Annotated in this window: 13 protein-coding genes and 2 pseudogenes; 9 read left to right on the top strand and 6 right to left on the bottom strand. The window is 71.0% G+C overall.

Annotation, left to right across the window (positions count from 1 at the left end):
* Positions 1-160, bottom strand: a 160-nt coding sequence (locus AC5L3Z_RS21535; protein WP_494844565.1) for a cold-shock protein, incomplete at its 3' end; no start/stop codon positions are given.
* Between the two features lie 492 nt (positions 161-652).
* Here AC5L3Z_RS21535 and AC5L3Z_RS21530 point away from each other — a divergent pair.
* Positions 653-1,155: pseudogene (locus tag AC5L3Z_RS21530) on the top strand (Tn3 family transposase); the annotation flags it as partial.
* Between the two features lie 365 nt (positions 1,156-1,520).
* On the opposite strand, the gene AC5L3Z_RS21525 reads toward AC5L3Z_RS21530, so the two are convergent.
* Entirely contained in the window at positions 1,521-2,141 is a 621-nt protein-coding gene (locus AC5L3Z_RS21525) for a DUF1062 domain-containing protein (RefSeq protein ID WP_494844558.1), read from the bottom strand.
* Between the two features lie 398 nt (positions 2,142-2,539).
* On the opposite strand from AC5L3Z_RS21525, the gene AC5L3Z_RS21520 reads away from it, so the two are divergent.
* On the top strand, positions 2,540-3,316 hold the full coding sequence (locus AC5L3Z_RS21520) for a maleylpyruvate isomerase family mycothiol-dependent enzyme (RefSeq protein ID WP_494844557.1): 777 nt from the start codon (positions 2,540-2,542) through the stop codon (positions 3,314-3,316).
* Positions 3,317-3,496: 180 nt separating this feature from the next.
* Here AC5L3Z_RS21520 and AC5L3Z_RS21515 read toward each other — a convergent pair.
* Positions 3,497-3,859: pseudogene (locus AC5L3Z_RS21515) on the bottom strand (pyridoxamine 5'-phosphate oxidase family protein); the annotation flags it as partial.
* Between the two features lie 500 nt (positions 3,860-4,359).
* Positions 4,360-4,764, bottom strand: a complete 405-nt coding sequence (locus AC5L3Z_RS21510) for a nuclear transport factor 2 family protein (RefSeq protein ID WP_494844556.1) — start codon at positions 4,762-4,764, stop codon at positions 4,360-4,362.
* Between the two features lie 19 nt (positions 4,765-4,783).
* On the opposite strand from AC5L3Z_RS21510, the gene AC5L3Z_RS21505 reads away from it, so the two are divergent.
* Both AC5L3Z_RS21505 and AC5L3Z_RS21500 read left to right on the top strand, forming a co-directional pair.
* Positions 4,784-5,371: a TetR/AcrR family transcriptional regulator gene (locus tag AC5L3Z_RS21505; protein WP_494844555.1), complete on the top strand. Its 588-nt coding sequence runs from the start codon at positions 4,784-4,786 to the stop codon at positions 5,369-5,371.
* Positions 5,372-5,435: 64 nt separating this feature from the next.
* Positions 5,436-5,939, top strand: a complete 504-nt coding sequence (locus tag AC5L3Z_RS21500) for a DUF402 domain-containing protein (protein ID WP_494844553.1) — start codon at positions 5,436-5,438, stop codon at positions 5,937-5,939.
* A gap of 318 nt (positions 5,940-6,257) precedes the next feature.
* Here AC5L3Z_RS21500 and rox read toward each other — a convergent pair whose 3' ends face one another.
* Positions 6,258-7,685 (bottom strand): rifampin monooxygenase, encoded by a 1,428-nt coding sequence (gene rox / locus AC5L3Z_RS21495; protein WP_494844552.1) that lies wholly within the window; start codon positions 7,683-7,685, stop codon positions 6,258-6,260.
* Positions 7,686-7,995: 310 nt separating this feature from the next.
* On the opposite strand from rox, the gene AC5L3Z_RS21490 reads away from it, so the two are divergent.
* The 3 genes from AC5L3Z_RS21490 (at position 7,996) to AC5L3Z_RS21480 (ending at position 9,719) form a co-directional block, all read left to right on the top strand.
* Entirely contained in the window at positions 7,996-8,733 is a 738-nt protein-coding gene (locus AC5L3Z_RS21490; RefSeq protein WP_494844551.1) for a class I SAM-dependent methyltransferase, read from the top strand.
* Positions 8,734-8,809: 76 nt separating this feature from the next.
* The gene (locus tag AC5L3Z_RS21485; RefSeq protein ID WP_494844549.1) at positions 8,810-9,295 is read left to right on the top strand and encodes a GNAT family N-acetyltransferase; all 486 of its coding nucleotides are present in this window, start codon (positions 8,810-8,812) and stop codon (positions 9,293-9,295) included.
* A gap of 34 nt (positions 9,296-9,329) precedes the next feature.
* Positions 9,330-9,719, top strand: coding sequence for a cupin domain-containing protein (locus AC5L3Z_RS21480; RefSeq protein WP_494844548.1), 390 nt, complete (start codon positions 9,330-9,332; stop codon positions 9,717-9,719).
* 4 nt (positions 9,720-9,723) lie between these two features.
* Here AC5L3Z_RS21480 and AC5L3Z_RS21475 read toward each other — a convergent pair whose 3' ends face one another.
* Positions 9,724-10,959 (bottom strand): MFS transporter, encoded by a 1,236-nt coding sequence (locus tag AC5L3Z_RS21475; RefSeq protein WP_494844547.1) that lies wholly within the window; start codon positions 10,957-10,959, stop codon positions 9,724-9,726.
* Between the two features lie 68 nt (positions 10,960-11,027).
* On the opposite strand from AC5L3Z_RS21475, the gene AC5L3Z_RS21470 reads away from it, so the two are divergent.
* Positions 11,028-11,573 (top strand): MarR family winged helix-turn-helix transcriptional regulator, encoded by a 546-nt coding sequence (locus AC5L3Z_RS21470; protein ID WP_494844546.1) that lies wholly within the window; start codon positions 11,028-11,030, stop codon positions 11,571-11,573.
* Positions 11,574-11,578: 5 nt separating this feature from the next.
* Entirely contained in the window at positions 11,579-12,097 is a 519-nt protein-coding gene (locus tag AC5L3Z_RS21465; RefSeq protein ID WP_494844544.1) for a DUF2087 domain-containing protein, read from the top strand.
* The last annotated feature ends 8 nt before the right edge of the window (positions 12,098-12,105 follow it).

Below are 12,105 nucleotides of genomic sequence, written 5' to 3'. Positions count from 1 at the left end.
GGGTGATGTCGAACTCCACCTTCTGATTCTCGTCGAGGCTGCGGAAGCCGCTCGCCGAGATCGCGGAGAAGTGGGCGAAGACGTCGGCGCCGCCGTCGTCGGGGCTGATGAAGCCGAAGCCCTTGTCGGCGTTGAACCACTTCACGGTACCTGTAGTCATGTCTGCTCCTTCGCAGGCTGTTAGAGACCGCACTCTGCGGACCCTTACGCCGCCGCGTTGATCACCCGCGTCGAAACGACACGAAAAACGAAAAGCGCCTGGATGGGTTTCAGATGCCCCATCAGGCGCCGGAAAACGTCTAAGGAAATCAAAACTGCAACTCGGTTACCGTAGCACAAGATCTGTCGTCGATCCCATGGCGGTGAGTGGACCTGGTCACTCGTCTGCTTACCACGCCACGTCGACGGCACGTTGACCGGTTGCGCGACGGGCTCGTTGCAAGACTGAAAAGTAGCAGCGACACCGAGAATCGGCAGGTCGCGCCTGGTGTGGCGTGAATTCCAGTCGGGCCCCGTCAGGCCGAGCGGCCACGATGTCCGTCCACACGGGTTCGGCGTGGGGCACCTGCGGAAGCGCTGTCTCGCTCTGAGGCGGGACGGGGTCAGGTAGCGGATCGGCCGGCTCGCCCAGTGGTTCCGGTGGAGAACGGGGGTCCGCGCCTACGACCTGCTGCGGATGCTGACCCGCGACGGGCATTCCATCCCGCTCGGTCAAGCCCTGGCCGAGTGCCGGCCGGATCGCCAAGACCCTGCACCTGCTGGCCATGGTCGACCCGGTCGACGAAACCTACCGGCGTACCGTGACCCGGCAACTGAACATCGGCGAGTCCCGACACTCCCTGGCCCGCAAGATCCTGCACGGACACCGCGGCGACATCATGCAGCCCTACCGCACCGGACAGGAAGACCAGCTGGGCGCGCTCGGACTCGTCCTCAACGCGGTCGTGCTCTTCAACACCCGCTACATCGACCTGGCCGTCACCGCGCTCCGCGCCCAGACTACCAGGTCCGCGACGAGGACGCCGCCCGCTTGTCACCGCTCGGGTACGCGCACATCAACATGCTGGGGCGCGTTACACCTTCCCCGCCCCGTCAAGCGCACAGCAGCTCAGGTCCCTGCGCGACCCGGAGTGCCGGTGTCGGCTGATGCCATGACGCAGGCGATCCGCGCCCGGCCTTAAAGGGGGCACCCGTCTGAGTGCGTGGCAGCGGTGTGTAACGGGGCGATAAGGCGCGGGTTCGGTGTCCGCGTCGCGGGCCGCGAGCGGAGGTGCTGTCCGGCCCCGCGGGTGGATGCGTTGCTCGCGAGGCGGGAGTAGTCGCTCAGGCGAGATGTCGCGGACAGCCAAGCGGAGGTCTTTGAAGCACGGGATTCGCACGCAGGCATGTCCGTGCGGGCGAAGGCCGGCACATTCAAGTGAGCCGCCGCAGGCTGGGCCGGCCCGCCGACCGCGACGGCCGGCGGGCCGGATGGTACGGGCCGCTCCACGGCGCAGGTCATCGCGCCGTGGGGCGGCACCTCATGCCCGCTCGGGTGACAGCGGTGGGGCGGTGACGACAAGGAAGGTGAAGTCCTCGCGGGCCTTGGCGTCGATGGGCAGGGGCAGGCGGATGCGCCCGGAGTCGACCATGCCTCGCACGGCGGGACGGCTCAGGCCGAACCCGGCGGTGAGCAGCTTCTCGACCCGGACGGGTGCCGGGAGCTCGAACCTGATGATGACCTTGAGCGGCGCGGCATCCTCGCGCAGGAGGTCGTAGAACGGTATGTCGGTGTCCAACTGCCAGGTGCCGGTCCAGTCCAGCTGGTAGGCGGCCTTGTGAGCGAGCGTCGCGTCCATGGTCAGCTGTCGCACCATGGCTGGATCGTTGTTCTCGAACCTCAGTAGCCGCTCGTGGTCCAGCCCCCGCACGTTGACGCGCTCGTGGACGGGGATCTTCGACGTGCGGCCGCACAGGTCGCAGCAGATCAGCAGCCACACGTCGAGCAGCTTGTGGTTCGCGTTGACCCGGATCTTCCCGGTGGGACGGTGACGGGTGGACCTGCACGACACGCAGGCTTTGACGATGGCCGGCAGTCCGAGCTCGCTGACCACCCACAGCGCTTTGCGGTCGATGCCGGGTCCGCGACCGTCGGCCGGCACGCGGACATGGCTGGAACTATTCATGACTTCGGCGATTCCAAGGTCTAGGCAGGAGGCGCCCGGCAGCGCGATGACGCGCCGGGGGGTGCCTCCCGGATCCAGTGGCGGGCAGCCGGCGTCTCGGCGCGGAGCACGCCGGCTGGCGCGACGTCGCAGATCACGTCGCGTGAAGGAAGCCCGCACCGGTCACCCGGTGCGGGCTTCGAGTGGCACGGCGGACCGAGACGGGGAGGTGACTCGAACCCGCTTTCATCGCGCACGTGCGCCACTGGTCACTGATCCATGCGCGTCAGCATGGTCAACCCGCGGGCCGCCGGGCAACGGATTTTCCGCGTGGCCCCGCCGCCGGGGGTGGGGAAATCCTGTCGGTCGTCGGAGTGGGGTGGTACAAAGCCGCGGTGGGAAAGACTCTGGAGTTCGCTGGCCTGTTGCGGCTGATAGACGAGCGATCGACCGCTTTCCGGGCGGCGGTCGCCGCGGCACCCAGCCTCGACGTGCGAGTGCCGACCTGCCCCGAGTGGACGTTGTTCGACCTGGTGCAGCACCTGGGCGAGGGACGCCGCAAGTGGGCCGCCATCGTGGCCGCGGGGCCCGCCGACGCTCCTCCGGCGATGTCCGCCCCGGTGCCGCCCCGGGAGCGCGAGGCCCTGCTGGCCTGGTTCGCCGCGTCGACGGGGGAGCTGCTGGCCGCGTTGCGGGAGGCCGGCCCGGATCGTGGTTGCTGGACGTGGTGGGGTTCGTCGCAGGCGCCGCAGACCGCTGGTGCCGTTGCCCGGCATCAGCTTCAGCAGGTCGCCGTGCACACCTATGACGCCCAGGTCGCCGTGGGCGCCCCGCAGCCGTTGCCGGACGAGGTGGCCCTCGACGGTGTCGACGAGTTCCTGACCACCTGCGTCGCGACGACGGCCGCGTGGCCGCACAAGCCCGCTGTCATCGACTACCACGCCACCGAGGGCCGTTCCTGGCGGCTCTGGTTCTCCGCCGGCGGCGCACGGACCGCCCGGCTCTCCGCGCCGGTCGCCGGCGAGGGCCCGGAGGCGGCCTACGCCTCCGCCCGGGGTACGGCCAATGAGCTGGTCATGTTCTTCTACGGCCGCATTCCGATGGACTTGCTGCGGCTCGACGGCGACCGCCGCGTCTTCGACCAGCTGATCGCCTGGGAGCCGGAGGAATAGGACGCGACGACGGACCCATCGCCCTGCGCCGACCTCGGCCTCAGCGCACGGCGGTGGGTCCGCGGGCTCCCACTCGTAGCGGTACTTCAGCGAGTCCGCCTCCACCTGTTCGATGTCGGCGATCGTCAGCTCCGGCTTCCAGGCCCCGCCGCGCAGCAGCGCCTTGGGGCAGTGCGGGTAGGCCTGCTCGATGCCCAGCACCAGCGCGCTGGCCGGTGGCTTGCCCACGGCGGTCAGCTGTGAGAGCAGCTCGGGGCGGGTGGAGACGCAGGCCCGCCCGTTCACCCTGAGCGTCGTGGTGTGCCCCGGGATGACGAACAGCAGCCCGGCCCGCCCGGTGGCGATGACGTTCTGCAGGCTGTCCAGACGCTTGTTGCCCGTCGCGTCCGGTATCGCCACCGTCCGCGCGTCCAGGACGGCGACGAACCCGGCGGGGCCGCCGCGCGGGGAGACGTCACAGTTGCCCTGTGCGTCCACGCTGGCGACCAGGACCAGCGACGAGCAGGCGATCAACCGCCGGGTCTGCTCGGTGAGTTCGGTCATCGGCTTCGCCACCAGCGCTGAGCCACACCACATCGAGAGCGCTCAGCCAGATCGGGTGAGGCTCCGCCACCTGTGCCGGCGAACCGCCTGGGAACTCGCCAGCTCAGGTGAGACCTGACAACGGCGGGCGAACCCCTCAGCCAGCTCGCCTCACTGACCCTTGCCGGATTAACGAATAACGATTACCGATAATTCAACAATGTAGGCGGACATAAGGGGCGAAACCCTGGTACACCATAATGTCTGTTCTGTTGCAACCCGCGAACGGAGCGACGGACGCTCACGACGGTGTCCCCGGCACCGAACCGAGGTCGCCGGCTTCTGAAGAGGAGGACCGAGGACGACAGGGCGGGCACGTGCCCCGCCGCCCTGGTGCGGGCCCGGGGATCAACGAAGATGTTGGTCGGCGTCTGAGGCGATCAGCGCCCGCAGCGCGGTGGGCGGCCTGGCCCCTCACGAGGTGCAGCGGCTCCGTCTGCGGCTCACTCCTGATCCGGGGCCTATGCCTGACCGACGGCTTGGGCGATGGCGAGGGTGTGCTGGTACTCGCGCCAGTGGGCCAGTTTGCCGTTGCGGCTACGCAGCACCCCGATGAACGGCGCCGAGGCGGTTGTCCCGGTCGCGGTGTGAGTGCCGACCAGTTCGTACTCGACGACGATGACCTCGGGGTCGGCGGTCTCGTGCACGACCACGTTGCGGCAGTCGTCGAACCGGACCGGGAACGTCGCTCGGCTCCATCGGGTGTACTCGAGCACCTGTTGCTTCCCCTCGGTACGCGTAGGGCGGCCGGGTGCGGCGAACGGTGTCTCGATCACCACGTCGTCGGTGAGCAGGTCGGGCTCGAAGGTGGGCAGGTTCGCGAGCCACCGGGCGCGCATGCTGTCGAAGATCTCGTTCGGCGTCATGGTCGTCCTCCTGGATAAGATGAGTCAGGACTCGACTTGTGTCGCCGAGAATAATGAGTGGAGACTCATTTTGGTAGAGGGGCCGCCGCTGCGTGCCGACGCGCAGCGCAACCGCGTACGCATCCTGGACGCCGCCGAGTCGGTCTTCGCCGAGTTCGGCCCCCGTGCCTCCACCGAGGAGGTGGCCCGGCGGGCCGGCGTCGCGGTCGGCACGGTCTTCCGGCATTTCCCCACCAAGGACGACCTGCTCGCCGCGATCATGAAGCGACTGCTGACACAGCTCGTCGAGGAGGCCGGGCAGCGCGACCTCTTCGCCTTCTTCACGCACATGGTGGCGCAGGCCGCGGCGAAGAAGACCGTCGTCGACCTGCTCGCCGGGTCCGGGGTGGACATCCGGATCCCGGACGCGGTCGGTCATCTGGAGCAGGCGGTGGCCGGGCTGCTGGAACAGGCGCAGGCCACCGGCGCGGTCGCCGCCCCGGTACGGCTACCCGAGGTGATGGCGCTGCTGGTCAGCGTGTGCCAGGGGGCCGTGCACGGTGGATGGGACGAGCAGCTGCAAGCCCGCACGCTCGCGGTCATCTTCTCGGGCCTGAAGCGCGACTGAGACGACGCCTCCCACCGGAGTGCCGGGTCGCGGCGTACTCGATGCTGCTCTTAACGTGGACACGGTGCGGAACGACGGGAGCGTACGTCTGTTCAAGATCAAGCGCCCCGGCGGCGTCTTCTGGTTCGACCTCCAGCAGATCCGCCAGGACCGCGCCGGCACGTGGCTGCGGGGTCCGACCGGTTCACGCTGGGGCGCTCCGCACGGCAGCGGCGTACTGGCGGTACCCGTCCTGGTGCTGCTCGCGGCGGGCCGTCCCTGGGTGGCGTGGTGGGTCGATGATCCTGCTGACCGGCGACTTGAGATCGACGTGTGCCTCCCGCCGGAGAGCACCGAGGCGGGCTGGCGGTACGTCGATCTCGAACTGGACCCGGTCCTCCACGAGCGGGACTCCCGCGTCGAGATCGAAGACTGGGACGAGTACGAAGAGGCGTGCCGTAACGGCTGGATGAGCCCGGACGAGGCCGAGCTCGCACGGTCCACCGCCGAAGATCGTGCCGAGGCACTCCGGCGCCGGGACGAGCCCTGGCAGCGGCGCGGCTGGCAGCTGCTCTCCCGACAGAGGTGAGGACTCGAATGTCCAGCCGGCACCAGTGTCGCGTCGAGGGGTGCGTCCCCGACGCGACAGGCTGGGCCGCGTTCAAAAATGAACGCTGTACCGCTGGCCCGTCGGATCGGTCGGCGTCGTCGCAACGCGACCATCTTCGGGCGCTACCGATGATCGTGATCCAGTCGGCGGCCACGGCCGGCAGTAGGACACCGACTCCGAACAAAGAGAAGGTGAGGCCGTGACCGAGCATGACGGGATACCGCTTCGACAATTCCCGAGAGCTGTGCGGACCCTCCATCGGCGTACCGGATGACAATTTCAGCATGGGCCGAGCGCTCAGCCGACGGCAGCGCCGAACCACCTCGGCAGCTGGCTGAGCAGATCCTGCTGGTCCTCGCCGACCCACGCGACGTGGCCGTCCGGCCGCAGCAGCACCGCGGGCACGTCCAGTTCCTCGCTGACGTCGACGACGTGGTCGACCCGCTCGGCCCAGCCCGCCACCGAGAGCCGGCCGGTCTGGTCGAGCAGCAGCCCACGGCCGCCGTGCATCAGCTCGTAGAGGCGCCCGCGCTTCAGTCGCACGTCCCGCATCCGCCGGCCGAGCAGTTCATGGCCTTCTCCGAAGTCGTAGCGGACCCCGATCGCGGTGATCTTCTCGATCAGGTACCGGTTCACGTCCTCGAAGTCCATCAGCTCCGACACCAGCCGGCGCACCGACCGGGGTCCCGGCTCGGGGGAGAGCAGCTCGAACTGCGCGCGGGTGTTGTGCAGCACGTCGGCGGCCACCGGGTGCCGTTCGGCGTGGTAGCTGTCCAGCAGCCCCTCCGGCGCCCAACCGTTGACCTCGGCGGCCAGTTTCCAGCCGAGGTTGAACGCGTCCTGGATGCCGAGGTTGAGTCCCTGGCCGCCGGTCGGCGGGTGGAGGTGCGCCGCGTCGCCGGCCAGCAGCACCCGGCCGGTCCGGTAGCGCTCGGCCAGCCGGGTGGCGTCGCCGAAGCGGGACAGCCAGCGCGGTGAGTGCACGCCGAAGTCGGTGCCGGCGTACGCCCGCAGCTGCCGCTGGAACTCCTCCAGGGTGGGCGCAGTCGTACGGTCCGCGGCCACGCCCTCGGCGGGCACGACGACCCGGTACACCTCCTCCCCGACGGGCCCGAGGCCGAACCGAAGGTGGGTCTTGCGGACCTCGGCCACCACGGCGGCCACCGTCTCCGGGGAGGCTGCCACCTCCATCTCGCCCAGCAGCGTCTCGACCCGGGTGGGCTCGCCGGGGAAGCCGACGCCGAGCAGCTTGCGCACCGTGCTCCGGCCGCCGTCGCAGCCGACGAGGTAGCGCGAGCGCAGCCGCGTGCCGTCGGCCAACTCGGCGGTCACCCCGTGGTCGTCCTGGCTGAGCCCGACCAGTTCGCAGCCGCGCCGGATCTCGACGCCGACCTCGGTGGCGTGCTCGGCCAGCAGGCGGTCGGTGGTGGTCTGCGGGATGCCGAGCACGTACGGATGTGCGGTGTCCAGCCGGTCCGGCGACGGCTTGGCGATGGCGGCGAAGAAACCACCGACCGGGTACCGCTGGCCGAGCGCGAGGAACCGCTCCAGCAGACCGCGCTGGTCCAGCACCTCGACGCTGCGCGCGTGCAGGCCGAGCGCGCGGACGTACCTGGTCGGCTCCGTCTCCTTCTCCAGCACGAGCGTGTGCACACCGTGCAGGCGCAACTCGCCGGCCAGCATCAGGCCGGTCGGTCCGCCGCCGACCACGATCACGTCAACCATGAAACCCCCCGTTTGACAGGTCGCCTCTCGGCCGGCTGCGGCGCGCACACCCGCGCCTCCGCGCTGAAGTCCCGCAACCACACCGCGAGCCCCACCGGCTTTTTCGCCATTCCGCGGGTACTCCGCGTCTTTCTGATTTCCGCAGTTTCTGGCTGCGGCTGGAGATTCTGCGGCACGACCCGGGTCTTGCCGCAAGACCCCCGGTCTGCTATATGTTGGAAGTGGCAAGGAGTAGGCAATCTCCTTGCCGTTTCTTTTGGCCGTCCGCTCTTGGAGGAGCAACTTCCTCCACAGGCGCTGAGGTGCGGCGATGCGCAACGCGGAGTTCACCGATACCCGCCTGGTCGCGGTCTACGACGTCGAGTGCCCGTGGGGTCGCGACGACGACTTCTTCCTCTCGATGGTCGGTGAGACCCCGGGCGTGCGGGTGCTCGACTTCGGCTGCGGCACCGGCCGGCTGGCGCTCGGCCTGGCTGCCGCCGGGCACGTCGTCACCGGCGTCGACCCGGCCCGCGCCTGCCTGGATGCCGCCCGCGCCAAGCCCGGCGCCGAACGCGTCACCTGGATCGAGGGCGGCGCGGAGGTGCTACCCGGGCGGGCGTACGACGTCGCGGTGATGACCAGCCATGTCGCGCAGTTCCTGGTGACCGACGGCGAGTGGGCCGGTGCGCTGGGCGCGCTGCGGCGGGCACTGGTCGACGGCGGACGGTTGGTGTTCGACTCCCGTGATCCAGCCGACCGGCGGTGGGAGCGGTGGAACCCGGTCGACTCCCGCCGGCGGCTGCGCCTGCCGGACGGCGGTGAGGTGGAGGTCTGGACGGAGGTCACCGCGGTGGAGGGCGGCCTGGTCCACTTCACCCGTCACTACCGCTTTCCCGACCGGGAGCTGCGCGGCGACGCGGTGCTGCGGTTCCGTACCGAGCAGGAGCTGCGCGGGTCCCTCGCCGCGGCCGGGTTCCGGGTGGAGCGGATCCACGGCGGCTGGCACGGCGAGCCGGTGGGCGCGGGGACGGACGGCGAGTTCCTGGTGATCGCGGTCGCGGCATAGCCGACGCTGTCGCGTCGGGTCACCGCGGCGGAAAAGCCGTTTGTCCGTGCCGCTCGGGGTGGCTAGCGTCCGCCGGATGCGGATCAGAGCTTTCACGGAGTCCGACTGGCCGGCGGTGTGGCCGATCTTCGCGCAGGTGACCGGCGCCGGCGACACCTTCCCGTACGACCCGGCCTGGCCGTCGGAGGTCGCGCGTGAGGTGTGGGTGGAGGCCGCGCCGGGGCGCACCGTCGTCGCGGTCGACGGCGACCGGGTCGTGGGCACGGCGAAGATGGGCCGCAACCGGCCGGGGCCCGGTGGGCACGTGTCGACGGCGAGTTTCATGGTGGCGGCCGACGCCCGCGGCCGCGGTGTCGGTCGCGCCCTGGCCGAGTACGCGCTGGACTGGGCCCGCACCCAGGGGTACGCGGCGATGCAGTTCAACGCGGTGGTCGAGGTTAACCACGCGGCCGTCGAGCTGTACCGGCGACTCGGGTTCTCGGTGGTGGGCACCGTGCCGGAGTCGTTCGCGCATCCGACCGAGGGTCGGGTGGGCCTGCACGTCATGCACCGGTTCCTGTGACCCCGGGGCGGCGCGCAGGTGTCAGGATGGGTCGATGAGTGATGAGCCGATCGACCTGGCGGCGGCGCTGTCCCGCTTCGAGCAGTTGTGGAGTCCGCGGATCGTCACCCGCGTCAACGACTACGACGTGCGGATCGCGAAGGTGGCCGGTGAGCACGTGTGGCACGCCCACGACGACACCGACGAGTTCTTCCTGGTCCTGGAGGGGCAGCTGCGGATCGAGTTGCGCGACGACGCCGGCGAGCGGACGGTGGTGCTGCCGCGCGGCGCGGTGTACGTGGTGCCGCGCGGGGTGCCGCACCGCCCGTCCGCGCCGCAGGGCGCGTCGATCCTGATGTTCGAGCCGTCCGGGACGTCGAGTGTCGGTGACCGTCACGAGGAGGTCCCCGGCCACGTGGACGCCACCACCGGGCACCCGCTCTGACCGGTCAGCCGGTGGTCGCGGTGGGGGCCACCGGCTGCGGCGCGGGCGTGGCCTGCCAGGTGAGTCGGCGTACGGCGGGAACGGCGGCGGTGCCGGCGCAGGAGAGCGCGACGAGCACCGCCGCGCCGACCAGTGGGGTCGCCTCGCCCCAGGCGTGCGCCGCGAGGGGGGCGACGGCGTAGCCGACCGGCATCGCGCCCAGGGACATCAGCCAGTCGTACGAGGTGACCCGGGCCAGTGCCTGCGGTGGTACCTGCTCCTGCACGACGGTCTCCCAGACCGGGTTGAGGAAGCCGAGCGCGGTCAGGGCGAGGCAGTAGCTGGCGATGACCGCCGGTGCGGGCGCGGCGACGGCGAGCAGCAGCAACGGCGCCGCGTACGTGGCCAGGCCGAGGTTGGCGATCAGCACCGGCCGGCGGGGGCGGACCCGGGCGGCCAGCAGTGATCCGATCAGCAGGCCGACGGCGCCGCCCTGCAACATGAGCACCCAGACGCCCTCGCCGCCGAGCTGGGTGGTCGCGATGACGGGGCCCAGGGTCATCAGCACGGCGGCGGCGCCGTTCCACACCCCGTGGCCGATGAGACTGGTCCAGTACCAGTCGCGGCCGCGCACCTCGCGCCAGCCGTGCGCCAGGTCGGTGAGCATCGAGCGGTGCGGCACCGGCACGTGCCGGATCCGCACCATGCTGAGCAGCAGGGCGCTGACAGCGAAGGTGAGGCCGTCGAGGACGAACGCCCAGCCGGGGCCGGCGGCCCAGATCAGCAGGCCGGCGAGGGCGGGTCCGGTGAGCCGGCTGGCGTTGGCGGTGACGCCCATCAGGGCGTTGGCCTGCTGCCGTCCGTCGGCGTGCACGGTACCGGCGACCAGCGGGGAGGCGGTGGGCATGGCGAAGGCGGAGGCAGTGCCGCCGACCGCGGAGGCGACCGCGATGTGGGTCAGCGACGGGCCGGCGCCGAGCAGTTCCACGCCGACGGCCACCTGGGCGGCGCACCGGACCAGGTCGGTGGTGAGGGCGACCCGGCGGGCGTCGAAGCGGTCGGCGACCACCCCGCCGAGCGGCAGCAGGAGCAGCTTGGGGAGCATCGCGCAGGCCAGCACCAGGGCGAGGGCGCCGGTGGAGCCGGTGGCGCGGAGCACGGCGAGGGCGAGGGCGGCCGGCACGACGGCGTCGCCCACGGCGGAGACGGTGCGCCCGAGGAAGAGCAGCCGGAAGGCGGGGAGCCGCAGAGGGTGGGTCACCCTGGGAATGTATTTCGACGTCGAACCTTTCGTCAATGAATTATTCGACGCCGTCGTACAGTGGGCGCATGACCGACCGCGACCGCGCCGACCGGCACGTCGAACGGTGGCTGCCCGTCCTGCCGGACCTCGACCCCGACATCGAGAAAGCGGTCACCCGGATGGCCTTCCTCACCCGGCACCTGCGGGCGGTCAAGGAGCGGTCGCTGGCCGAGCTCGACCTGCCCGCCCACGAGTTCGACACCCTGCACGCCCTGGCCGGTCGGCGCGGCCGGGCCGCGCCAACCGAACTCGCCGACGACCTGCGGATGGCACCCGCCTCGGTCACCGCCCGGGTCGACGCTCTGCTCCGGCGCGGCTTCGTGCGCCGGATTCCGTCCACCGTCGACCGACGCCGGGTCGACGTCGAACTCACCGACGCCGGCCACGCCGGCTGGCGGGCGGCCATAGACGTGCTGGGCCACGAGGAGCACCGCCTGCTGGCGGTGCTCACCCCGGCGGAACGGCGACTCCTGGCCGACCTGCTCCGGCGGGTCTCCCTGCAGGCCGAACCTGCCGCTGACACCGCCGCCGGGAAAACACCTGGCGGTGACCGTACGTCGCTGACAGGGTGACCGGCATGACGACCCGAACCCTCGCCGGAGCGCTCGCCGACGACGTACGCCGGCGGGTCTTCGCCGCCGTCGTGCTCGGCGGCGCCGACACCGCGGCGGTGGCCGCGCGCGCCGGCCTGTCCACCCGTCAGGTGGTCACCGCGCTGCGCCGGTTGGCCGAGGCGGGCGTGGTGACCGGCGCCGACGGCGACCTGCGGGTCGACGCGGACCGGTTCCGCGAGGCGGCCCGTACGCCCGCCGCACCCCGCGCCGCCGAGGAGCCCGCCGACCGGGTGCTGCGGACGTTCCTGCGCGACGGCGCCCTGGTGGCGCTGCCGGCCCAGCGTGGCCGTCGGCGGGTGCTGCTCACCCACCTGGTGGAGTCGTTCGAGCCCGGACTGCGCTACCCGGAGCGGGCGGTCGACGAGATGCTCCGCGGCTGGTGCGAGGGCGGGACCGCCGACCACGTGACCCTGCGGCGCTCTCTGGTGGACGAGGGCCTGCTCGCCCGGGAGCAGGGGATCTACTGGCGGACCGGCCCCTGACCGTCCGT

This window comes from Micromonospora sp. LZ37, assembly GCF_059359015.1.
This window is presented reverse-complemented; position numbering and strand designations above follow the sequence as displayed.

Coding starts and splice junctions, on each gene's coding strand:
- AC5L3Z_RS21480 (WP_494844548.1), top strand. CDS start 9,330: ATGAGTGATGAGCCGATCGACCTGGCGGCGGCGCTGTCCCGCTTCGAG.
- AC5L3Z_RS21505 (WP_494844555.1), top strand. CDS start 4,784: ATGAGTCAGGACTCGACTTGTGTCGCCGAGAATAATGAGTGGAGACTC.
- AC5L3Z_RS21465 (WP_494844544.1), top strand. CDS start 11,579: ATGACGACCCGAACCCTCGCCGGAGCGCTCGCCGACGACGTACGCCGG.
- rox (WP_494844552.1), bottom strand. CDS start 7,685: ATGGTTGACGTGATCGTGGTCGGCGGCGGACCGACCGGCCTGATGCTG.
- AC5L3Z_RS21470 (WP_494844546.1), top strand. CDS start 11,028: ATGACCGACCGCGACCGCGCCGACCGGCACGTCGAACGGTGGCTGCCC.
- AC5L3Z_RS21510 (WP_494844556.1), bottom strand. CDS start 4,764: ATGACGCCGAACGAGATCTTCGACAGCATGCGCGCCCGGTGGCTCGCG.
- AC5L3Z_RS21485 (WP_494844549.1), top strand. CDS start 8,810: ATGCGGATCAGAGCTTTCACGGAGTCCGACTGGCCGGCGGTGTGGCCG.
- AC5L3Z_RS21490 (WP_494844551.1), top strand. CDS start 7,996: ATGCGCAACGCGGAGTTCACCGATACCCGCCTGGTCGCGGTCTACGAC.